23 protein-coding genes are annotated in these 22380 nt (G+C 61.7%); 10 read left to right on the forward strand and 13 right to left on the reverse strand.

The annotated features are described in order from the left end of the window. Window positions 1-93: 93 nt before the first annotated feature. From BUA38_RS00425 to cysS, 6 genes are all read right to left on the reverse strand, one after another. Window positions 94-879, reverse strand: a complete 786-nt coding sequence (locus BUA38_RS00425; protein WP_072815833.1) for an outer membrane protein — start codon at window positions 877-879, stop codon at window positions 94-96. 84 nt (window positions 880-963) lie between these two features. Beyond that, complete coding sequence (locus tag BUA38_RS00430) at window positions 964-1713, reverse strand: outer membrane protein (protein WP_072815835.1); 750 nt, start codon at window positions 1711-1713, stop codon at window positions 964-966. Between the two features lie 335 nt (window positions 1714-2048). Continuing rightward, window positions 2049-2426 carry a VOC family protein gene (locus BUA38_RS00435; RefSeq protein WP_072815837.1) on the reverse strand — a complete coding sequence of 126 codons (378 nt, stop codon included), beginning with the start codon at window positions 2424-2426 and terminating at the stop codon, window positions 2049-2051. 22 nt (window positions 2427-2448) lie between these two features. Then, window positions 2449-4047: a citramalate synthase gene (gene cimA, locus BUA38_RS00440; RefSeq protein ID WP_072815839.1), complete on the reverse strand. Its 1599-nt coding sequence runs from the start codon at window positions 4045-4047 to the stop codon at window positions 2449-2451. Continuing rightward, window positions 4044-4538, reverse strand: a complete 495-nt coding sequence (locus BUA38_RS00445; protein WP_156898344.1) for a GNAT family N-acetyltransferase — start codon at window positions 4536-4538, stop codon at window positions 4044-4046. Before BUA38_RS00445 ends, cimA begins: the two co-directional genes overlap by 4 nt. Further along, complete coding sequence (gene cysS, locus BUA38_RS00450; protein ID WP_072815843.1) at window positions 4535-5941, reverse strand: cysteine--tRNA ligase; 1407 nt, start codon at window positions 5939-5941, stop codon at window positions 4535-4537. Before cysS ends, BUA38_RS00445 begins: the two co-directional genes overlap by 4 nt. Before the next feature lie 444 nt (window positions 5942-6385). Between cysS and BUA38_RS00455 the strand changes: the two genes are divergently transcribed. After that, complete coding sequence (locus BUA38_RS00455; protein ID WP_072815845.1) at window positions 6386-6691, forward strand: hypothetical protein; 306 nt, start codon at window positions 6386-6388, stop codon at window positions 6689-6691. A gap of 326 nt (window positions 6692-7017) precedes the next feature. Then, window positions 7018-8160 (forward strand): DUF2865 domain-containing protein, encoded by a 1143-nt coding sequence (locus BUA38_RS00460; protein ID WP_072815847.1) that lies wholly within the window; start codon window positions 7018-7020, stop codon window positions 8158-8160. Here the strand turns inward: BUA38_RS00460 and BUA38_RS00465 are convergent. Genes BUA38_RS00465 through BUA38_RS00475 form a run of 3 tightly spaced genes read right to left on the reverse strand, consistent with a single transcriptional unit; the run spans window position 8157 to window position 11708 of the window. After that, window positions 8157-9917 carry an NAD+ synthase gene (locus BUA38_RS00465; protein WP_072815849.1) on the reverse strand — a complete coding sequence of 587 codons (1761 nt, stop codon included), beginning with the start codon at window positions 9915-9917 and terminating at the stop codon, window positions 8157-8159. The genes BUA38_RS00460 and BUA38_RS00465 overlap by 4 nt on opposite strands. 45 nt (window positions 9918-9962) lie before the next feature. Beyond that, window positions 9963-10316, reverse strand: a complete 354-nt coding sequence (locus BUA38_RS00470; protein ID WP_072815851.1) for a diacylglycerol kinase — start codon at window positions 10314-10316, stop codon at window positions 9963-9965. A 3-nt stretch (window positions 10317-10319) separates the two neighbouring features. Next, entirely contained in the window at window positions 10320-11708 is a 1389-nt protein-coding gene (locus BUA38_RS00475) for a class II 3-deoxy-7-phosphoheptulonate synthase (protein WP_072815853.1), read from the reverse strand. Between the two features lie 224 nt (window positions 11709-11932). Between BUA38_RS00475 and BUA38_RS00480 the strand changes: the two genes are divergently transcribed. Beyond that, entirely contained in the window at window positions 11933-12835 is a 903-nt protein-coding gene (locus tag BUA38_RS00480; RefSeq protein ID WP_072815855.1) for an alpha/beta hydrolase family protein, read from the forward strand. Between the two features lie 301 nt (window positions 12836-13136). Here BUA38_RS00480 and BUA38_RS00485 read toward each other — a convergent pair whose 3' ends face one another. Then, window positions 13137-14096, reverse strand: a complete 960-nt coding sequence (locus BUA38_RS00485) for a hypothetical protein (RefSeq protein WP_072815857.1) — start codon at window positions 14094-14096, stop codon at window positions 13137-13139. A 747-nt stretch (window positions 14097-14843) separates the two neighbouring features. Between BUA38_RS00485 and BUA38_RS00490 the strand changes: the two genes are divergently transcribed. Next, complete coding sequence (locus tag BUA38_RS00490; RefSeq protein WP_244553160.1) at window positions 14844-15896, forward strand: IS110 family transposase; 1053 nt, start codon at window positions 14844-14846, stop codon at window positions 15894-15896. A gap of 180 nt (window positions 15897-16076) precedes the next feature. Here BUA38_RS00490 and BUA38_RS00495 read toward each other — a convergent pair whose 3' ends face one another. Then, window positions 16077-17099 carry an ABC transporter substrate-binding protein gene (locus BUA38_RS00495; RefSeq protein WP_083587383.1) on the reverse strand — a complete coding sequence of 341 codons (1023 nt, stop codon included), beginning with the start codon at window positions 17097-17099 and terminating at the stop codon, window positions 16077-16079. A gap of 146 nt (window positions 17100-17245) precedes the next feature. On the opposite strand from BUA38_RS00495, the gene BUA38_RS00500 reads away from it, so the two are divergent. Next, complete coding sequence (locus tag BUA38_RS00500; RefSeq protein ID WP_072815861.1) at window positions 17246-17737, forward strand: CYTH domain-containing protein; 492 nt, start codon at window positions 17246-17248, stop codon at window positions 17735-17737. A gap of 81 nt (window positions 17738-17818) precedes the next feature. Here BUA38_RS00500 and BUA38_RS00505 read toward each other — a convergent pair whose 3' ends face one another. After that, complete coding sequence (locus BUA38_RS00505) at window positions 17819-18055, reverse strand: hypothetical protein (RefSeq protein WP_072815863.1); 237 nt, start codon at window positions 18053-18055, stop codon at window positions 17819-17821. Between the two features lie 200 nt (window positions 18056-18255). Here BUA38_RS00505 and BUA38_RS00510 point away from each other — a divergent pair, with 200 nt between their 5' ends. From BUA38_RS00510 to BUA38_RS00520, 3 genes are all read left to right on the forward strand, one after another. After that, window positions 18256-18645: a DUF1330 domain-containing protein gene (locus BUA38_RS00510; protein ID WP_172805956.1), complete on the forward strand. Its 390-nt coding sequence runs from the start codon at window positions 18256-18258 to the stop codon at window positions 18643-18645. Between the two features lie 968 nt (window positions 18646-19613). Beyond that, window positions 19614-20513: an SMP-30/gluconolactonase/LRE family protein gene (locus tag BUA38_RS00515; protein ID WP_072815867.1), complete on the forward strand. Its 900-nt coding sequence runs from the start codon at window positions 19614-19616 to the stop codon at window positions 20511-20513. 233 nt (window positions 20514-20746) lie between these two features. Further along, the gene (locus BUA38_RS00520) at window positions 20747-21280 is read left to right on the forward strand and encodes a GFA family protein (RefSeq protein WP_072815869.1); all 534 of its coding nucleotides are present in this window, start codon (window positions 20747-20749) and stop codon (window positions 21278-21280) included. 10 nt (window positions 21281-21290) lie between these two features. Here BUA38_RS00520 and BUA38_RS00525 read toward each other — a convergent pair whose 3' ends face one another. Then, on the reverse strand, window positions 21291-21551 hold the full coding sequence (locus BUA38_RS00525; RefSeq protein WP_072815871.1) for a hypothetical protein: 261 nt from the start codon (window positions 21549-21551) through the stop codon (window positions 21291-21293). Between the two features lie 144 nt (window positions 21552-21695). Here BUA38_RS00525 and BUA38_RS00530 point away from each other — a divergent pair, with 144 nt between their 5' ends. Together BUA38_RS00530 and BUA38_RS00535 are read left to right on the forward strand one after the other, a co-directional pair. Further along, window positions 21696-22067, forward strand: coding sequence for a CsbD family protein (locus BUA38_RS00530; protein WP_072815873.1), 372 nt, complete (start codon window positions 21696-21698; stop codon window positions 22065-22067). 28 nt (window positions 22068-22095) lie between these two features. Next, on the forward strand, window positions 22096-22347 hold the full coding sequence (locus BUA38_RS00535; RefSeq protein WP_072825683.1) for a hypothetical protein: 252 nt from the start codon (window positions 22096-22098) through the stop codon (window positions 22345-22347). Window positions 22348-22380: the final 33 nt, after the last annotated feature.

Here is a 22380-nt window from a genome sequence, read left to right on the forward strand (position 1 = left end):
TTCGGAGCTCAAACTCAAGGCCTCCCATGCGGCTAGATGAAAAAGGCCCCGGCATTGCCGGGGCCTCTTTTGGTTAAGTTCAGATCAAACCGATCAGTTGCCGAACTTGTAGTTCAGGCCGACGCGGGCCAACTGGACCGATTCACTATAGTTCATGCGGCAGGGCTGCGCGTTGCTGCAGCTCGTGAGTCCGCTATTGCTTCCGCCGACCTGGTTGAAGATTGCATCCGAGTTCTGGAACTGCATCAGCAAATATTCGCCCTTGAGGGTCCAGTTCTGGGTCAGCGCGAATTCGACGCCGCCGCCGACCGCGAGCCCAGTCTTCCACTTGTCTTCAGACGCCAGGTCCGAGAAGCCGTTTGCTCCCAGCTGGGTGGTATTCTTGATGTGCCCGAAAGCAAGACCAGCCGTTGCGTAGACGAGCGTACGATCGAGTGCGAGGCCCGCCCGCGCGCGAATGGTCGCGAACTCGTTCATCTGAAAGCGAGTGGTATTGGTCGGCGGCAGAACAGCCGCAGCGGCGATCAAAGCGTCCTCAAATCTGACGGGGGAAGCGATGTCTTTAGTCTTGTCGACGTTGGTCCAGTTATAGTCGCCTTCAATGCCGAGCACGGTGTTGCCGAACTGGTAATTATATCCAGCCCCGACGCCGACCGTTCCAAAAGCTTCCTGGAACTTGGTGTCGCTCGCGACAAAGTCATCCGCATCGAGGTGTTCGGAGTCGGCAAAGCCGCCGCCGGCATTGCCACCGATGTAGAATCCGGTCCAGTTGTAAACCGACTGCATCGGCGCAGCCTTGTACGGCATCGACATGTCGGCAGCATTCGCCGCGACGGTGGTGACGGCGACCAGAAGCGTAGCCGTAAGAAAATTCTTCATTCGGTGATTCCTTCGTTGATCCGATGGCGCCGAAGGAGCCCCGGCGACGCCGGGGCTTCCAAGACCAGATGCAAGCTAGATGCGTCAGTAGCCGAACTTGTAGTTCAGGCCGATGCGAGCGAGCTGGACCGACTCGCTGTAGTTCATGCGGCACGGCCGCGCGTTGCCGCAGGCGCTAAGTCCGTTGTCAGAAAATCCGGGATCAACGTTGTTGATGATTGCGTCCGAGTTCGCGAACTGCATCAGCATGTATTCGCCCTTCAGAGTCCAGTTGTGTGAAAGGGCGAACTCGACGCCGGCGCCGACCGCAAGCCCGGTCTTCCATTTGTCTTCAGATGCCTGCGCAAACGTGTCGAATCCGAACGCCGTCGTATTCTGGACGTGCGCAAAGGCGAGGCCAGCCGTCGCATAGACCAAGGTCTGTTCAAATGCGAGACCGGCGCGCGCACGCAAGGTCGCGAACTGGTCCATCTTGAAACTCGTCGTGCCAGTTTGGCGGTCGTTCGCGAACTGCGTGGTCCTGTCGACCGTGGCCCAGTTGAAGTCGCCCTCGACGCCGAGCAGGGTGTGGCCGAGCTGATAGTTGTAGCCAGCGGTGAGACCGACTGCGCCGAACGCCTCCTGGAACTTGGTATTGGCGCCCTCGAAATCGTCTGCATCAAGGTGCGACGAATTGGCAATACCGCCGCCGGCGGTGCCGCCGAGATAGAAGCCGGTCCAGTTGTAGACCGATTGAGCCACCGGCGCGGCCTTGTACGGCATCGACATGTCGGCAGCGTTCGCCGCAATAGAGGTGGCGGCGACGAGCAGCGCGGCCGAGAGCAGAGTCTTCATTTGAATGTTCCTTCATTTATCCGGCAGTGGCTGCCGCGAAGGAGCACATAGCGCAGCGACTCGATGCGAGCCGTCAGTCGATCGGCGGAGAACCAACCGAAATTCAACATCTGTTGCAGAATGATCCCATCATGAGAATGCACGACAAGTTCAAGCAGTCGCTGTGTTGTATTGCAGGCCGGAATGCGATGCGGCCGATGAGTTGGCCGCTATGCTTGCTTCGCTATGGGATGAAGCGTCGGTCGAACGATGGAGACCGCGACGAACTCACAGATGTGTTACAAGCCAACCGCATCCGAGTAGTCGTCGCCACCGAAGTGTTTTACAGCGAATTGCTATTCGCCCGGAAACGTCACCGCTTCCACGCGATTACCATCGGGATCGCGGATGAAGGCCGCATAGTAGCGCACGCGCTCGTGCGGACGGTAACCTGGCGCACCGTCCGAAACGCCCCCCGCCTTCAGCGCCGCCTCATGAAAGGCATCGACATCGCCGGTCGATTTGGCGCGCAGGCAGACGTGATTGCCGCTATCGGCGGCAACCGGCGTCATGTTGGGACGAAGGTTGATCCAGAATTCAGGATAGGCTTTGCCGAAACCGATCGTTGCCGGGCGCGTGACGACTTTCGCCAGGCCAAGCGGCGCCAGCGTGAGTTCGTAAAAGCGCAACGAGCGTTCGAGGTCACTGACGCCAATGGAAATGTGGTCGATCATCCCGCCGCCTCCTCGCACGGCCTTACGCAGGCGCGCCTGACTTGACGAGCTTGTAGATGACCGAATCCATCAGCGCCTGGAACGAGGCGTCGATGATGTTCGGAGACACCCCGATGGTGCTCCACGTCTCGCCGGTCTCGTCGGCGCTCTCGATCAACACCCGCGTCACGGCCTCGGTACCGCCATTGAGGATACGCACGCGATAGTCGATCAGCCTGAGGCCCTCGATGAACTTCTGGAATTTGCCGAGGTCCTTGCGCAGCGCCACGTCGAGCGCGTTGACCGGGCCGTTGCCCTCGGCCGCTGAAATCAGTTTCTCGCCGTCGACGTCGACTTTCACCACCGCCATTGCCACGGTGACGCGCTGGCCGTTGGCGTTGTAGCGCTGCTCGACATTGACGTCGAACTGCTCGACATGAAAATAATCTGGCACGCGGCCCAGCGTTCGCCGCGCCAGCAGTTCAAAGGACGCGTTGGCGGATTCGTAGGCATAGCCTGCCGCCTCCCGCTCCTTCAGTTCTTCGACCAGGCGCGCGAGCTTCGGATCGTTCTTGTCGTAGGCGATCCCGGCGCGATCCAGTTCAGCTATCACGTTCGAACGGCCGGCCTGGTCCGAGACCAGCACCTTGCGATGGTTGCCGACCGCCTCTGGCCGAACGTGTTCGTAGGTCTGCGGGTCCTTCATCACGGCGGAGGCATGAATGCCGGTTTTGGTGACGAAGGCGCTTTCGCCAACATAGGGCGCGTGTCGGTTGGGCGCGCGGTTGAGCATGTCGTCGAGCGTATGCGAGGCCGTCATCAGGGTCGCCAGCTTCTCATTGGTCACACCGATCTCGAAGCGATCCGCAAATTCGCTCTTCAGGCGCAGCGTCGGGATCAGCGAGCATAGATTGGCGTTGCCGCAGCGTTCGCCGAGACCGTTGAGGGTGCCCTGAATCTGCCGCGCGCCGGCGCGCACCGCGGCGAGCGAATTGGCGACCGCCTGCTCGGTGTCGTTATGGGCATGGATGCCGAGGTGATCGCCGGGAATAAGCTTGACGACTTCGCCGACGATTGTCTCGACTTCATGCGGCATGGTGCCGCCATTGGTGTCGCACAGCACGACCCAACGCGCGCCGGAATCGTAGGCGGCCTTGGCGCAGGCGAGTGCGAACGCCGGGTCTTCCTTGTAACCGTCGAAGAAATGCTCGCAGTCGAGCATGACCTCGCGGCCGGCTTTTTTCGCTGCCGCCACGCTGTCGCGGATCGAGGCGAGGTTTTCCTTGTTGGTGGTCTCGAGTGCGACGCGCACTTGATACGCGGACGACTTTGCAACAAAGCATATCGCGTCCGCTTTGGCTTCCAGAAGCGCGGCAAGACCGGGATCGTTGGATGCCGAGCGGCCGGCTCGCCGCGTCATGCCAAACGCGGTGAAGCGAGCGTGGGCCAATCCGGGTTTCGTGGCAAAAAATTCCGTGTCGGTCGGGTTGGCGCCGGGATAGCCGCCCTCGACATAGTCGACGCCGAGTTCGTCGAGCATCTTGGCGATCAGCTGCTTGTCGTGCAGCGTGAAGTCGACGCCGTTGGTCTGCGCGCCGTCGCGCAACGTGGTATCAAACAGATAGAGCCGCTCGCGGGTCATTTCGGACCTCCTGATGCTTCTCCAAGCGACTTCTGCATCGTGGTGTTGGCGAGCCACTCGCCGTTGAGCGAAACCGTGTTGCGCTGCCTGACTTCATAGCCACGCTTTAAAAAAAACTCGGCCGCATTGTCGCTGGCGTCGACGGTGAGGCTTTTGGCGCCTCGCGCGGCGGCCAGCTTTTCCATTGCGTCGCACAGCGATGCCGCGACCCCCTGCCCGACTGCGCCGGGATGCACGTAGAGCAGATCGACGTAGTCCTTGCCCTTCAGCGACGCAAAACCGACCGGCGATCCGTCAATCGTCGCCACCAGCGTCAATTCCGACGCCAGCCGCTTGCCGAAGGCTTCTTCGTCGTCGGCCACGGCTGCCCAGGCCTCCTGCTGCGCTTCGCCATAGTCGTCGCCGGTCAGGGCCTCGATGCTGGCGACAAAGATCGCCGCCAGGACAGGCGTGTCGGCAGGCAGGAATGGCCGCAGCGCGGGCGCACTCATCGCGCGATCTCCCAGGTGGTGCCTTCCTTGGAATCCTTGATCACGACGCCCATGGCCGCGAGTTCGTCGCGAATGCGGTCGGACTCCTTGAAATCCTTGCGTGCGCGAGCGGCGGTGCGATCCGCGATCAGGGCACGAACGACGTTGTCATCGACGACAACGGCTCGTGGATCGCCTCTCAGGTATTCCGCTTTGGTCTTTCCCAGCAGTCCAAGCACGTTGGCGGACGCCTTGAGGGTCTGCTGGATATCGAGTTGAGCTTGTTCGGAAGTTGCCATCCGACCGGCCGCAATGGCGTGCAGACGCGTAATTGCGCCGGAGGTGTTGAGGTCATCGCCCAACAACGAGAGAATACCTTCGTCAGGTTCTCCGGCGGCTTGACCGTCGACGATGTCGTACCAGGAGTCGACGACCTTCTTGCTCTCCTCAAGACTTTTGAGCGTCCAATCGATCGGCGATCGATAATGCGTCTTCAGCATATTGAGACGCAGGGCGTCGCCGGGCCAATCGTCGAGCAACTCCCGGATCGTGAAAAAATTGCCGAGGCTCTTCGACATCTTCTCGCCTTCGACCTGCAAGAAGCCGTTGTGCATCCAGTAATTCGCCATCGTGGGCGTACCATGCGCGCAACGCGATTGCGCGATTTCGTTTTCGTGGTGCGGGAAGATCAGATCGAGACCGCCACCATGAATATCGAAGATATTGCCGAGATAGGCCGCGCTCATCGCAGAGCACTCGATGTGCCAGCCCGGACGCCCCCTGCCCCATGGGCTTGCCCAACCTGGCTCGTTATCGGTGGATTGCTTCCACAACACGAAATCGGCTGGGTTCTTCTTGTGCGCGTCGACGGCGACGCGCGCGCCCGCCAATTGCTCATCAAGCCGGCGGCCTGACAGCGCGCCATAGTCCGGCATCGATTGCACATCAAACAGCACTTCGCCGCCCGCTTCATAAGCATGGCCGCGTGCAATCAATTCCTTGATCAGCGTGACCATGTCGGCCTTGCCGTCGGCGCGTGGCAGCACAAAGTCAGTCGCACGCGGCTCGAACGTGGGCGGCAAGCATCCCAGCGCGGCGACGTCGGCATGGAATTGATTGGCAGTCTGCTCGGTGACTTTCCGGATCGCTTCGTTCAGCGGCAGGCCGGGAAAATCGCGCGCGGCGCGATCGTTGATCTTGTCGTCGACGTCGGTGATGTTACGGACGTAGGTGACGTGCTTCTCGCCGTAGAGATGGCGCAACAGACGAAACAGCACGTCGAATACGATGACCGGGCGAGCGTTGCCGATATGGGCGAAGTCGTAGACCGTCGGCCCGCACACATACATGCGCACGTTGTCGCGATTAAGCGGCACGAACTCGCGCTTCTCTTTGGTCAAGGTATCGTAGAGACGCAGTTCCATGGGAATCCCGTAACCTTCCGGCCGGGCGTCCAATGATCTCGTTTGAGAAAAGACGGCCTCAGCCAGCGAATCGCTAGCTAATAATCTCGCGGCAAATGCCACAAATGGCGAGGAGACCGTTCATGGAAAATACCATGGGCCAGCCGGCCTGAGGGGTCAAGGGGAGTGGAGTGGATTTGACATTCGCTCCCAACTCGCCGCGGACCGTCAAGCGAATGTCAAATCCAAAACTCCACTAAAAACCTATATTTGCTAGTGGTCCTTTGATTCCAACATTTGCAGAAGCACCTGCCTCACCGGGATGCAAATGTTGGAATCGGACCACTAGCCTCAGAAAAGCCGGTTTGCGCCAGCAAGCCACCGCCCCTCGACCCAAGGGTTAATCATTATTTACATCTCGCGACTATCGTAGGTCGCAGTCGTCCTTCCTCTAGCGGTGCACCGATGCGATCCATTTCAGCCCTTTTGGCCTGCGTGTCTCTCTTTGCCGGCACGGCAGCCTGGGCTGACAGCCGGGTCTTCATCGTTGCGAACCAGCCGGACGGTTATGGCATCGATCAATGTTTGGCGAGGAGCGAAAAGTGCGGCGCCCATGCCGCGCAGTCCTACTGTCAGTCGCGGAATTTCGCGCAAGCCTCGTCCTACCGCCGCGTCGATCCCGACGAAATCACTGGCTCGGTGCCGAAGGAACACGAGAATTGCGGCCGCTCGGGTTGCGGCGAATACATCGCGATCACCTGCCAGCGCTGAATTCCCTTTTCGCTCGAGTTCCAATCCTGCGGCGTGGCGCGCTTCCGTCAGACGTTGGTATTGGGTGAAGTGCGTCTTTTTGGAAATGGTGGTCCAAGGAATGCGGACAAGCTCTGGATTCCAGTGCGATTTTGGATTTGAGCCTCGCGCCTGCGATTAGCGGCAAGATTGCGGCAAAACACCCAATCGACCGCACTATTGCCGCCGAAACGACGTGACGGCGCCCCGAGAAGCAGGTAAATGACGCCGGAATTCGAAAATCGCGGCCTCGGGCCGCAAGCCCGGCGTGACCTAAAGGGTGCCCGGAGTTGCCCTAACGGCGGGACATGCCTGACAAACTGAGCGTTTTCCAGTCCAGATCAGCCGCGGCCTGCGCGGCACTTGTTGTCGCCGCGCTGTTTGGCGCAGACGCCCGCGCGCAGACGAGTGCTCCGCCGCCTCCGCCCGGTGCGGCCAATCCGATGTGCCCGCGGCTCGAGGCTCAGTTGGCCTCGATCGACCGCGGTGGCAATGACCCGGCGAAGGACGAGCAGATCCGCCGCTATCAGGATTCCGCCGCCCGCCAGCAGGCCGAGCTCGATCGCGTCACGGTGCAAGCCAAGCGGATGGGCTGCGAGAGCTCCGGCTTTTTCTCGTTGTTCAACGGCCAGAATGCGCAATGCACGCCGGTGAATAATCAAATTCAGCAGATGCGTGCGAACCTCGATCAGATCACGACTAACCTCGAGCGCCTGCGCAGCGGCGGGCTCGGCGGCAGCGAGCGCGAAAGCCAGCGCCGCTCGGTGATTCTGGCGCTCGCGCAGAACAACTGCGGACCGCAATATGCCGCTGCGGCTCAGCAGCAGCAACAGGGTGGCCCCGGCAATTTCCTGAACAACCTGTTCGGCGGCAACAACAACTACAGCCCCGTGCCGCCCGATGCCGGCGCGCCATCCGGCACCTATCGCACCGTCTGCGTCCGCGCCTGCGACGGTGGCTATTTCCCGATCTCGTTTGCCACCGTGCCGGGCCGCTTTGCCGACGACGAGAAAGCCTGCAAGGCACTCTGCCCCGCCACCGAAGCCAACCTCTATGCCTATCGCAATCCCGGCGAAGACATGAACCAGGCGGTGTCGATCAGCGGCCAAACCTATACCTCCTCGCCCAACGCGTTCAAATTCCGCTCGGAATTCAACCCGTCCTGCGCTTGCAAGGCCGCCGGCCAAACCTGGTCGGATGCGCTCAAGAACATCGACGACAAGGCCGCCGCCCAGCAACAAGGCGACATCATCGTCACCGACGAGAGCGCCAAGAAAATGTCGCAGCCGCAGTCAAAAACGGTGTCCGGCAAGAAGGGCGCCGCTACGGCTCCCGACCAGGCATCGACGCCCGCGACGCCGGGTACGCCGGGCACTTCCGACGCCTCGTCCGACAACAAGCAAATCCGCACCGTCGGCCCGACCTTCATCCCGCCCGGTAACACTCGTTAGCCGTCGAACACCTCGCTCGATCCGCGCGCCGCGCGCGAAACCAGCGTGTCGTCGGGCGCCTGCAACGGGTGGCCGTCATCGCGAAACCGGTTGGTGATGGGGTAACGGCGATCGCGCCCGAAATTCCGGCGCGTCACCTTTACGCCCGGCGCTGCCTGCCGCCGCTTGTATTCGGCGATGTTGAGCAGACGATCGATCCGCGCGACGACCTCACGGTCGAAACCGGCGGCGGTAATGGTCGCCAGGGGCTCCTCGCGCTCGACCAGCCGTTCCAAAATCGCATCCAGCACCTCGTAAGGCGGCAGCGAATCCTGGTCGGTCTGGTTTTCGCGCAGCTCAGCCGTCGGCGGCCGCGTGATGATGTTGGGCGGAATCACTTCGCCGGAAGGGCCGAGCGCGCCGTCCGGCTTCCAGCTGTTGCGCAAACTGGAAATCCGGAAAACTTCCGTCTTGTAGATATCCTTGATCGGATTGAAGCCGCCGTTCATGTCGCCATACAGCGTGGCGTAGCCGACCGACATTTCCGACTTGTTGCCGGTGGTGACGACCATGGCGCCGGTCTTGTTGGAAATCGCCATCAGCAGCGTGCCGCGGGCGCGCGCTTGCAGGTTTTCCTCGGTGATGTCGCGCGGCAGGCCCTTGAAAGTATCGGACAGGATCTCTTCAAAGCCGTGAACGGCCTTCGCGATCGGCAACACCTCGTAGCGGAAGCCGAGATTGGCGGCAAGTTTCTCGGCATCGTCGAGCGACACCTGCGCGGTAAAACGAAACGGCAGCATCACGCCGCGCACGCGCTCCGCGCCGAGTGCGTCGACCGCGATCGCCGCACACAGCGCCGAGTCGATGCCGCCGGAGATGCCGAGCAGCACGCCCGGAAATCCGTTCTTGTTGACATAGTCGCGCAAACCGAGAACGCAGGCGGCATAGTCGGCCTTGTCGCCCTCCAGTAGATCCGCGACCGGACCGAGGGAGCGCATGCTGGTAGTTGTCTTCTTCTTCCAGCGCAATGTTGTGATGTTTTCCTCGAAAGCCGGCATTTGCATCGCCACCGAAAGATCGGCGTTGAGCGCAAACGAACCACCGTCAAACACCAGTTCGTCCTGGCCGCCGACCTGGTTGAGATAGATCAGCGGCAGCCCGCTTTCGCTGACCCGCGCCACCGAAATCGACAGCCGCATGTCGACCTTGCCGCGGGTGTAAGGCGAGCCGTTCGGCACGATCAGAATTTCCGCGCCGGTCTCGGCGAGGCACTCGACGATGTTCTCGTATTCGGAGGATTCTTCCAGCCAAGTGTCCTCGCAGATCGGCACGCCCACCCGCACGCCGCGAATAGTTACCGGCCCCGAGACAGGTCCGCGCGCGAATACGCGCTTCTCGTCGAACACGCCGTAGTTCGGCAGATTGACCTTGAAGCGAAGCGCGGTGACACGGCCGCCGTCGAGCAAAGCGACGGCGTTGTAGAGCTTGCCGTCATCGACCCAGGGCGTGCCGATCAGCACCGCCGGACCGCCGTCGGCTGTCTCGCGCGCCAATTCCTCGATCGCCGCGCGACAGGCCGACTGGAAAGCCGGCTTCAGCACCAGATCCTCCGGCGGATAACCGGCGATGAACAGCTCAGGGAATACCACCAGATCGGCGCTGTCGACTGCAGCCCGCGCCCGCGCGACGCGTGCCTTGGCGGCATTACCGGTGACGTCGCCCACCGTCGGATTGAGCTGGGCGAGCGTGACGATGAAATAGTCGGCGAGTTCGGTCATGAACGAATGGTGCCTATGATGCGGCCAAACTTCAATGTGCTGCGTTTAGATGACGCCCATGCGCTCGGCGATCGCAAACAGCCAAAATACCCCGGCGGTGACCAGCGCGACGCCGACCGCGGCCGACCCCATGTCCTTGACCCGCCCGATTTGCGGATCGTGGTCGGTGGTCAGGCGGTCGGCGAGCTTCTCGATCGCGGTGTTGAGCAGTTCGACGACCAGCACCATGGCGACCGCGGCGACCAGTTCAATCCGCCGCATCGTGCTGGCGCCGATCAGCCAGGCCAACGGCAGCGAGATCGCAAGCGCAACCAGCTCCTCGCGCACGGCCTGCTCGGAGCGGATCGCAAAGACGAGCCCGTTTCGCGTATTGATCGTGGCTCGCCAAAGCCGCAACAAGTTTTAAAGCCCCGCGACCGCCGGCATCGGATTGGCCTTGCCGGCGCGTTCCTGCTTCAGCAGTTCGGCGATCAGGAAAGCCATATCGATCGATTGCTCGGCATTGAGACGGGGATCGCAGGCCGTGTGATAGCGGTCATTGAGATCCTCGTCGGTGATCGCGCGTGCGCCGCCGATACATTCGGTGACGTCCTGGCCGGTCATTTCCAGATGCACGCCGCCGGCATGTGTCCCTTCCGCGGCGTGGATCGAGAAGAACGACTTCACCTCGGACAGGATGCGGTCGAACGGCCGGGTCTTGTAGCCTGATGTCGAGGTGATGGTGTTGCCGTGCATCGGATCGCACGACCAGACCACCACGCGCCCTTCCCGCTTCACCGCGCGGATCAGGCCCGGCAAGGATTCCGCTATCTTGTCGGCGCCGGAGCGGTTGATCAGCGTCAGACGGCCGGGCTCGTTGTCCGGATTGAGAACGTCGATCAGCTTCAACAGCTCGTCGGGCTTGAGCGACGGACCGCACTTCAGCCCGATCGGGTTCTTGATGCCGCGGAAATACTCGACATGGCCGTGATCGAGCTGGCGGGTGCGATCGCCGATCCAGATCATGTGGCCGGAGGTCGCGTACCAGTCGCCGGTCGTGGAATCGACGCGGGTGAACGCCTGCTCGTAACCGAGCAAAAGCGCCTCGTGGCTGGTGTAGAAGTCGGTCGCGCGCAGCTCGGGATGGCTTTCAAGATCGAGCCCGCAGGCGCGCATGAAATTCAGCGCGTCCGAGATGCGATCGGCCAGTTCCTTGTAACGCCGCGACTGCGGGGAATCCTTCAGGAAACCCAGCATCCACTGGTGCACCGAGCCGAGATTGGCGAAGCCGCCGGTGGCGAATGCGCGCAGCAGGTTGAGCGTCGCCGCCGACTGGCGATACGCCATCAGCTGGCGCTGCGGATCGGGCGTGCGCGCCTCTCTCGTGAAGGCGATGTCGTTGACGATGTCGCCGCGGTAACTCGGCAGCTCGACGCCATTGACCTTCTCGGTCGGCGACGAACGCGGCTTGGCGAACTGGCCGGCGATGCGGCCGACCTTCACCACCGGCACCGCGCCGGCGTAAGTCAAAACCACCGCCATCTGCAACAGCACGCGGAAGAAATCGCGGATGTTGTTGGCGCCGTGCTCGGCAAAGCTCTCGGCGCAATCGCCGCCCTGCAACAGGAACGCTTCACCGGCGGCGACGCGCGCCAGCGCCTTTTTCAGGTTGCGCGCCTCACCTGCAAAAACCAGCGGAGGAAACGTCGCGAGCTGCGCCTCGACATCCGCCAATGCCTTCGCATCGGGATATTGGGGCATTTGCTGCACCGGGCGGTTGCGCCAGCTATCGGGTGTCCATGCTTTGGACATGACGTTAACTCCTTGAGAAGAAACCGCTACTTTTCGCAATCCAGCGGAGGGCCGCTATATACACAGGCTCGCCGCGAACCGCCAGTACGTCAAAGGTCCGGCCATAACTGTCGCCCATCTGCTACGGTCTTAAAGCGATCACCGTAGCCCCGCCGTCAACCCCTTGCCCCGAAAGCCGAATTCGCATTTGCTACCACCACGCGAAAGCGGAGGGGGAAATCGCGGTGACCGACGCTGATCTCGACGACGTTTTCATCGACGATATCACCTTTCCGGCCGCCGACGGCTACGCGCTCGGCGCGACGCTGTTCCTGCCGCGCGGCACCAAGCAGCACGCCGTCCTGATCAATTCGGCGACCGCCGTGCCGCGCAAGATCTACCGCAAGTTCGCAAGCTATCTGGCCCGGCGCGGCAGCGCGGTTCTCACCTACGACTACCGCGGCATCGGCGATAGCAGACAACGCGCGATGATCGGCTACAACAAGCCGAAGTCGCTGGTCGGCTTCAAGGCCACGATGGTCGACTGGGCCGCGCTCGACATTACTGCTGCTGTCGCGTGGATGCGCGAGCGCTATCACAACGTGCCGCTGACTTACGTCGGCCATTCCTTCGGCGGCCAGGCGCTCGGCCTTCTTCCCAACAATACCGAGGTGAAGCGCGCGCTGCTGGTCGCGGCCCAAGCCGGCTACTGGAAGCTGATGGCCTCGCCCGAGCGCTACCGCGTCTATGCGCTGCTCAACTTCGCCGGCATGCCGCTGACGCGGATGCTCGGCTACATGCCGGGCTGGGCCGGCGTCGGCGAAGACCTGCCGAAGGGCGTGTTCGAGCAATGGACGCGATGGTTGATAAGCCCGCGCTATCTGTACGACGAACCGAACCTCAGGGCGCTGTCGAATTTCACCAGGTACACCGGCGCACTGCGCTCGATCTGCCTCTCCGACGATCCCTGGGCGACGCGGCCCGCGATCGAATTGATGGCTTCCGGCTTCAAGGCAACGACGCCCGACATCATCACCATCACGCCCGCCGATATCAACGCCAAGGCGATCGGCCATCTCGGCTTCTTCCGCCCCGAACACCGCGACACGCTGTGGCGGGGAGCCGCCGAGTGGCTGGAGGCGGAATAGCCGCGACGGGCGCGCGGTCTCCTCGCGGATTTCTGTATTCGAATGTCAAACAGCGGCGTCATCGTCTGGCGACGACGCTCTTGTCACCTCTCCCTTTGTGGGAGAGGCATAGGCCGCCTTTGGCGGCCGTCTTTAAGTGACGCCGAAGCAAAGCTTCGGCCATGGCGAAGCGCCGGGAGAGGGGGTATGTTTCCGACGCGAGACCATGACCCCTCAACCCTCTCCCACAAGGGGAGAGGGAGCACACCGTGCCTGCTGATGGTTCAGCGGACGGCCGCGCCTTCACGGCGCAGCTCTCCCCTTACCGATCCATCATCCGGCCGCGATCACCGCCCATGTGACCACCGCGGCCCAACCCGCCGAGGCCCATGCCGATGCCGATGCCCACAGCCGAGCCGATGGCGGCGGCGGTTTCCGGATCGATGTCGTCGCCGCCTCGGCTGCGGTCGATCGTTCGCCCGCCGCCCTTGTTGCGGACTTCCTTCTTGTTGGCCTTCTTGCTGTTGGACGGCGTTGTCGAAGAACCCCCGCCCGTCACCGTCTTCTGGCCGGTGTCGGTTTTAGCCGTATCGGTCTTGGGTGTGTCCGTCTTGGGCGTATCGAGTTTGCCGGTGTCTGTTTTCCCGGTGTCGGTCTTGGGGGTGTCCGTCTTCCCGGTATCGGTGTCGGTCTTGGCTTCTTCCTTCGGCGCCCAGGGCGGGGGACCTCCGCCCCACTGCACAGACGAGCCGTCCGCCGTCGTCGGCAGTTCGGCGTCCGTCGTTGGTGGCGCCTGGGGGGTCGTCTCTTCGGGCGGCGTGGTGACTTTCGTTTGCCAGGTCTCTTCGTAGAGGTCGGCGTGGTGCTTGGTCAGTTGCCAATCCTTCGGACCGCAGTGGACCTTCGAGTGCCGAACTCGCTCCAACCTCCGGAATCCCTTCCCGTCCGGACAGGTGTAGATGCCGTCCGAGACCGCCTGCCAGCAGAACTGATTGATGACGTCGATTCCAGGACAACCGGGCATGCAGCGCCAATAGGCGTGCCTCCCGGCAAGGCTCATGCCCTCGCAAAGGTTATGGCCGCCCGGATATCCGGTCCCCGGCGGAATGCCTTTGTCATTGCCCACCACTTCCCACTTCCCCCAATCGGGCGCTTGCGCCAGGCCTTGCGTCGACAGCGGCAGCAGCAGAAAAGCAAGGAGGCCGATCGGGGCGAGCCACCGGCCCGCTCGCGACCGGCCAGCCTGTTGAGGAGAGAAATGCACCAAATCGAAAAGTGTCATTGCAAAGTACTCCCGCTAGTTGTGCGTGCAAAACCGAACGGAAACATGCAGAAACACAAGCAGAGTACGTGACGCACGGTCCTTGTCCACTGCGGCATCAGGCTTTTGCAGCATAATCCTCGCGCAAGTTCTTCCTTCGTCATTCCGGGGCGCGCGTGAGCGCGAACCCGGAATCCATTTCTCCTCGCGTCACTGCGGCCCGATGGATTCCGGGTCTGGTCCTTCGGACCATCCCGGAATGACGAAGGAGGCACAGACACACCTCTTCCTCCCCGCGATGCATCCGCACCCGAGTTGAACCAAAACCTTCCGCCCAAAGAGGGCGTGGGGAATGCCGGGCGACAAACGCACCCGCAGCCTCGCGTGCAAAAAATAGAAAGCACACGAGTTAGCCACTACGAGTCCGCCAGATCATCCGGCATTCCCGCACGCGAATGGTTTTAACGGCCTATGGCGTGCTCTCCCCGGGGATCGGGCTTTCTTGCCCCCGTCCCGGGTGCCATGCGCCAGCATCGTCACCCAGTTGACGCCAGCGTCGAGGCGTCAGGACCACACGACTTCACCGTCCGCATTCGTGCGCCTCGTCCTTCGCGCACCAACGCGTCCACCGCATTCCACGCCAAACGTTCGTGACGACCGCGAAGCGCCCCTTGTGTCCAGGAAATCTGGCAGAATGTGCGAACGGGCGGTTCTGACCAACCGCCCGTTGCTGGAGCTGAGCCCGTAGCGCCCCAAAAGCGACAAAGCTTGTTCAAGAGCGAGGGACAGTTCCGGTGTCTTCCTCAACCCGAACAGTTGCAAGGGCTTCGAGCCCGTACCGAGCAAGGAAGGGAGTGGATGATGGCACAAAGCGGTTTGGTTGTCGCCGGTATCGACGTGGCCAAGGACAAAGTAGATGTCTGCCTTCGCAAGTTCGCATTGCGTCAGGTGTTCCCGAACACCGCGCCAGGGCACAGCAAGCTGGTGGCCTGGCTTCGCAAGCACCAAGTGAACAAGGCCGTTATGGAGGCCAGTGGCGGCTACGAACGCGATTGGGCCAAAGTGCTGCGCCAAGCCGGCATCGAGGTGCGGATCGTTGATCCCAGGCGGGTCCGCAGCTTCGCGCTGTCGGCCGGACGCCTAGCGAAGAACGATCCGATCGACGCGGGGATGATCGCCTGGTTCGCAGAGACATTTGACGAGATACCTGGCCAGATCCACGATGCCGCACGCGAGGAGCTGGCAGCGCTGGTGAAGGCACGCAAAAACCTGATTGATGTTAAGACCCGATTGCAAAGCCAGAACGAACACGCCGGACCGAGACCGGTGCAGAAGGCCCATTCCCACGTGTTGAAGAGTCTGGCTGCCGAAATTGCCAAGCTCGAGACTGCGATCTCCGCCAAGGTCAAGACGACACCGGGCTTTGCTGAGCGCGCCGAGATCATCGAGAGTGTGCCGGGCCTCGCCGAAACGACATCCGCGATCCTCATCGCGGGGATGCCGGAGCTCGGGATGGTGGGTGAGGAGATCGCCGCGGCCTTGATAGGCCTCGCACCTTATGATGACGATAGTGGCAAACGGCGCGGCGAGCGACACATCAAGGGCGGCCGCCGTTGGGTCAGAAACGCCGTCTACATGCCTTGCCTCAGCGCAGCCACGCAGCACAACCCGGTGCTCAAGGCCTTCTATCAACGCCTGATCGCCAAGGGAAAGGAGCCGAAGGTGGCCCTCGTCGCCTGCATGCGAAAGCTGATCGTCATCCTCAACGTCATGATCGCTCGTCGCCAGAAATGGGATGCCGCGCGCTACACATCGGCCTGATCCAGCGAACTTTATCGCCCTTGGTCCCCGTTTACTTCGGCACAGTTGCTCTTGTGAGGGCCGGGATGGCGCGAGCTTCTAAAGATGATTTGCCCGTCGGGGTGAGCGAAATATTTTTGCGGAAGGGGTAGACAGCGGATGCGAAGCAGCCGGGACCGCTTCTCGAACCTCTCGGCGGCCCTACCTGGTCGCGCCCTCGTTCAGCGCACGGAGCGCGCGGTCGTAATAGGAGAGGTCCAGGTAGGCTTGCGGATCTCGCGGTGGCTTGCCTTCATAGGCCGCGCGCAGCGCGAGCACGTTCTTGAAACCCTCGATGTCGAATTTTCCATCGCGTGCAAACCCTTCCGTCTCGCCCGTAACGATCGCGTAGACGTCCTCCGCCACGTCTGATGTCAGCGACAGGCGTCTTGCCAGGATCTCGGTCGCCTTCGCCCGGTTGGCTTTGTCCAGCGTCCAGCGCACCGCTTCGATGTAAGACTGGAGATAGTTCACCAACGTGTCGCTGTGCTCGCGGCCCCATGAGCGAAGCGTGTAGCCGGCCGGCCCCTGGTATGGGCCGATGAACGAGACGGTCGCCCCGAGATCGGCGAGTCCGGCCCGGACCGCCTGGATCGAGAAAGGCGGGTTTATCATCCCGGCCTTGTTGCTCGGGTCGCTCAACAGCGCTTCGAGGCGTTTCGGCGTGGCGCCGACGAGGTTGAGGTTGTAGTCGCCCTTCTTCAGCCCGTACTTTTCCAGGATCGCGTAGATGACGTAAGCGTAACCCGTGTCCGCGCCGTCGAGCACAATGGTCTTGCCCTTGAGGTCGGCGAACGACTTGATGTCTTTCTGGGCGATAATGTGGTTATGGGCGTTGTCGCCGCCGATGATCAGCGCAACGTCCAGTCTGTCGACGTCCACGATCTTGACCGCGTTATCCGATGTGCTGTGGATGATCTGCCACCGTCCATCCACCAGACCTTTCGGCAGTTCATCCGCGTTGGGCGCATTGATCAGATCGACGGACAGGCCGCGCTTTTGAAAGAAGCCCTGCTCCTGCGCGACGAACAACGGAAGATTTTGGCCTCCCCGGTAGACCATCACACTCAGTCTCGTTTGCTCTGGTCTGGTTTGCTGTGGTCCGGTTTGCTGCGCCCAACCGTGCATCGTGCCGGCGAAAAGCAGAGCCAAAGCCAACAATACACATCTACCGAAACCGGCCATCGCATACCCCACCACAGAAACAGCGCGCTTTAAGCAAACGATCTTGCGGCCGGAATGGTACACGAGATACCGATTTGTGGGTGGTTGATTTAAAGGCCCACCTGTCACACTGTTTATGGAAACCACATGCCTGGGGTGAAGATCGTATGGCCTTCGAGATTGAGCGCAAATTCCTCGTTATCGGTGACGCTTGGCAGCAATCGATCAGCGATGAGAGCTATATCCGCCAAGCTTACCTGACAGGTCGCGACAGGGCTTCGATCCGCGTTCGCATCCGTGATAACAGAACCGCAACGCTAACAGTCAAATCGCGGGGCGCCGATCTGAAGCGTCTCGAGTTCGAGTACGAGATACCAGTTCTCGAGGCCGAGGCCATGCTACCGCTTCGCTGTGGAGCGATCATCGAAAAGCGCCGGGCGATTGTTCCGTTTCAGGGGCATGTGTGGGAGGTTGACACATTTTTCGGAGACAACGTCGGACTTGTCTTGGCCGAGATCGAGCTGAATGCCGTGGGTGAGACCTTCGCGAGGCCGCAGTGGATAGGCGCCGAAGTGACGAGCCATGCGAGCTACTACAACAGTGCGCTGGCCAACAATCCCTTCTCGATTTGGGCTGACAGGGACCATCGTTCGGCGTGAAGTGCTGACCTTGAGCTTACCAATGTCCCAGTGGGCAGGTTGGCTGGCGTTTACGAGTAAAGGCCCTAGCCCAGGTGTCGACTAGCTGTGTGGCCGGCCTGACGGCGGTCCGGCGAGATCGGAGCTGATGCCGCGCATCCGGGGTCCGCGGATCGGGTCGATCTCCCGGCGAAACGGGCTGTGCTCGCGAAAACTCGCCGCGCGGCGGCGCATCGGGTTGTCGAACTTGTTCAGCGCGTCCAACCAGGCCGCAAGAAGCGGCTGGCGCCGTCGAAGCGCCGCCCTTGCCTTTTCAGCATCGCTCGGCGGAGTCCTCATGGTCCAAGACACTAGCCACTTATGGTTTAAAATTCGTTTCGACGGGGTGCTGCCACCCGGCCCGAACAACGGGGCCTGAACGACCCATGCGTCGGCCATACGCATGAACCTTTAGTTGACCGCCGAGACTCACGTCTAGGGCGAGTTGCGCCCGAATGATGGGGAGCATCCGTCCTATTTGCACAATCGGAGGGAATGCCATGAGATCCAATCGTAAAATCGCAATGGTATTGCTGACTGGCGTCGCAATCGGCGCTATCGCGGTTCAGGGCCTCCACGCCCAAGGAGCGAAACTGAAGGCTTACGCTATCGCTGAGTTTGATCCCATCGATGCTTCAGCCCAAGCCGCGATGCTGCCCGCTGCCCGCAAGGTGATCGAAGCAGCCAACGGTCACAGTTTGCGCACCACGGCCGGACGAGTGGTTCAGATAGACGGAGGGCCAGCCCCCAAGAGTGTGGGGATTACCGAATGGGGGAGCGTCGATGAGGCCGTCGCATTCTACAAGTCGAAAGCCTGGGCGGACCTTGCACCGCAGCGCGACAAGGCGTCCAAGGTGATACGAAGGTACCTCGTCGAAGTCGAAAAGTAACGGTCCATAAAAGGCCGGGGCCGCCGTCGCATTCGGCGGAAGTGTACGAGATGACGGCCCCCGCGATTTCACACGGAGGGACGACGAATGAAAATCACTCCTGTTGCTTTTCTGTATTTCTGCCATGGCCGCCGCGGCGGCATTACCGGCCGCGGCTCAAGAGGCGACCACGTGTACGCAGCGGCTCGGCCTGTGCAATTCGCGGTGTAGCACCGCCGTGCATTTTGAGAGCGGGGGCCGCACGGGTCCTGCCGCGTGCAGCAGCAAGTGCAAGTCGAACCATGCGATTTGCATGAAGACCGGCACCTTCCCCGTCATTGGGCCCTACGGTCCATGGCCCGGACTTGAGAAGCGCTAACGAGGTGGAAAACGCTAGCTACAGTGGTCTTCGGACCAGTTTCGCTGTCCGCACAAGCATTCAAACATGCGAATCGTCTTTCCGGTATTTGGCTCAAGCATGGTCCGGACAAGGTACGGCACGTCGCCACAACGTTCGCAATTTCGAATTGGTTGCGATCTTGGCGCGGGCGGCGGCGTTGCCGGCCTTAGTCCTTCACTCACACGTCACTCCTCCAGCGGCGTGGAATCACAAGTGCAGAAGTATACATTGGTTCCAAGGGCCGGCGGAAAAAAGTGGTGCTGGTTAGGGCCTTACTTGGGCGGCTGTCCATCCGCTTAGCCGACAAGATCGAATTTCGACTCTACGCTCGCGTAACGCCAATTCAGGAGGGCGTTCCCGCAACCAAAACGTCTTTCAATGGAATCGATTTATTTCAAGAGGTTGGTCCGGTGGGGCGAATACGTACGAAACCCCATCACAAGCGTTTGACCCCGTTATATTCACATAACTCCAACGCTTGTCTTTCCGCGCGCCCTCCCCTTTAAATATCCGCCACTAACGACTGATAACAACGAGCCCGCAGTCGAAACGCTGCGGCCATTTTTTCTACTCGCGTGGGAGGATCAAGATGCCGGCCAACAGGCACACCAGCAAAACCTTCGCTTCCGTTTTGTCGCTTGCAGCGGCAATCGTGCTCGGCGCCGCGGCGCACGCGGCCGACCCGAAACTCGTCGTCACCACCGATCCCGGTTCAGACCCGGAGAGCGTCACGCTGGCGCCGGACGGTTCGCTGATCCTCGGCAGCGCCGCCAAGCCCGTGATCTACCGCGCCAGGAAGGGCGAGACCGAAGGCAAGGTCTTCATCGATGTAGCCGCCACCGAGGGCAATGTCTCTTTCCTCGGCGTGCTCGCCGACGCTCCGACCAACACGCTGTGGGCCTGCCAGATCATCGGCACCGGCAAGAACCGCCATTCGATCCTGCGCAGCTTCGATCTCGAAAGCGGCGCGCCGAAACTGCGCTGGCCGTTGCCGGGCGAGATCAACCTGTGCAACGATTTCGTGGTCGGGCCGGACAAGGCGCTCTATGTCGCCGACACCTTCGGCAGCAAGATCTTCCGCCTCAAGCCCGGCGCTTCCGAGCCCGAATTGCTGATCGAGGACCGCACGCTCGACGGCGTCGACGGCATCACGTTTCTCGGCAGCGAGCTCTACGTCAACAACATGATCTCGAACAATCTTTATCGCATTCCGCTGGATTCATCCGGCAAGGCCGGCGCGCCGGTGCAGATCTGGCCTGATCATCCGATCAAGGGGCCGGATGGCATGCGCGCCGCCAACGGCAAGCTGTATCTCACCGAGAACCGCAACGGCCGCGCCAGCATGGTCACCGTCAACGGCGATCAGGCCACGGTGGTGCCGATCCTCGAAGGCCTGACGCGCCCGACCGCGATCGAGCCGGCCGGCGATACGCTATGGGTCGGTGACCGCGCCAAGGACAAGGCGATCGCAATCCCGATGCCGAAATGAACCCCGAACGCGCGGGGTTATCGGCGTCGCCTGCGGCGATCGTGCCACCATCCCTCGACGCGCGCCGCAAGAGAGTCCAGGCCAGCTATCGCCCCAGTCACTAAAGCGATAGTTATTTTCCGCAACATGCTGATCCCTCTTGGAGGTCACCCCTCCAAGAGACAGTTTTGGCAGCGATATTATTTCAACATGGCCGGAGACTCTCTCCGGCGCCGCGCGTTAATGTCGGCGTCATGATAAAAAAGATCACATTGACCGCCTGCCGCTGCGGCCAGGTCGAGATGCAGGTGACCGGCGATCCGCTTCTGCACGGCATCTGCTATTGCAAGAGTTGCCAGCAGGCGGGCCGCCTGCATCAGGCAGTTTCGGGCGCGGATGCGATTCTGGCCGCCGATGGCGGCACGGACTACGTGCTCTACCGCAAGGACCGGGTGAGTTGCGTCAAGGGTGGCGATCTTCTCGAAGAACGGCGGCTGAAAGCAGAGTCGCCGACGCGGCGGATGTTCGCACGCTGCTGCAACAGCGCCATGTTCCTGGACTTCACCAAGGGGCATTGGCTGACGCTCTATCGCGGCCGCTTGCCTTCCGATATTCCGCCAGCGACGATGCGGATGATGACGGCGGACCGGCCAGCAGGTGCTGATCTGCCCGACGACGGCCTGACCAACTGTCCCGGCCAGTCCGGAAAATTCTTGCTGAGGCTTTTGGCTGCGTGGATGGCGATGGGATTCCGCCGGCCGGCGGTCGCAGGCGTGCCGTCAGCCTAGACCTCTTCGCCTAAACCTCTTCCATCATGAACACGAGGCCGGTCAGCGCCGCGCCGACGCCGAACATCAAGACGACGCTGCCGACGAAAGTCTCCATCGTCACGGAGGGATCGTCGCTGAGGTTGATGAGCGGAAGAACGCCGAAGAACGGCGTCCAGATCAGGATCAGCGCGAACACCAGCGCGAGCGCGACGCCCATGGCCACGTGGCTTGCAACCGCCAGTATCAGACCGGGCTTCGGGACGGCTGACGGTTTTTTCCTGGCGCGCATGCGGCGGCTCCTCAGGGTCTAAGAGAACGCACCAAATCGTCACGCGGTTCCTAAGGCCAAAAAGTACCCGAGGAACGGTTACGCCCGAGGCCCGTTATCCCGCCAATCAAACTCCGTTGAAGCACCAGCTTTTGAGGTTACCCCATGAACGAAGATCGCATTGCAGGCACCGCCAAGGATTTCGCCGGCAAGACAGAAAACGCCTTTGGCAAGGCGGCCGGCGACGCCGAGTCCCAGGCCAGCGGCCGCGCCCGCGAGATGGCGGGCAAGGCGCAGAACCTCTACGGCCAAGCCAAGGATGCGGTGCAGGACGCCGCGGACACGGCGACTGACTACGCCAAGGACATGTACAACCACCGCGGCGATGCAATTCGCGACGGCCAGGACGCGCTCGCCAGGAAAGTCCACGACAACCCGATCGGATCGCTGGTGACTGCGGGCGCCATCGGCTTTGCGCTGGCGCTACTGCTGGCGCGGCCCGCCCGCCGGCCACCGCGTGGGCGCTATTACTCGTGAAGGGACGTTCGCCTTGGAGATCAGATCCGTGAACGATGAAATCCCGCTTTCGCCGCCGATGTACGAAGATCCCGACGCGGTCCTTTACCGGAAGCCGAGGACCACCGACGCGATCGACGCGTTGAAGTCGGCGATCGCGCGGGTGCAGGCCGCGATCGATGCGGGGCGCCAGCCGGGAATGCCGCTGAGCGTCCTGAGCAACGTCGCCAAGGAAGCGCCGCTCGGTTCGCTGGCCATCGCGTTTCTGCTCGGCGTCGCCATCGGCCGAAGGTCGCGGTAATTCTCACAATCCTCATGGTGAGGGGGCGCATCA

Source organism: Bradyrhizobium erythrophlei (assembly GCF_900142985.1).
GTDB classification, from domain to species: domain Bacteria; phylum Pseudomonadota; class Alphaproteobacteria; order Rhizobiales; family Xanthobacteraceae; genus Bradyrhizobium; species Bradyrhizobium erythrophlei_B.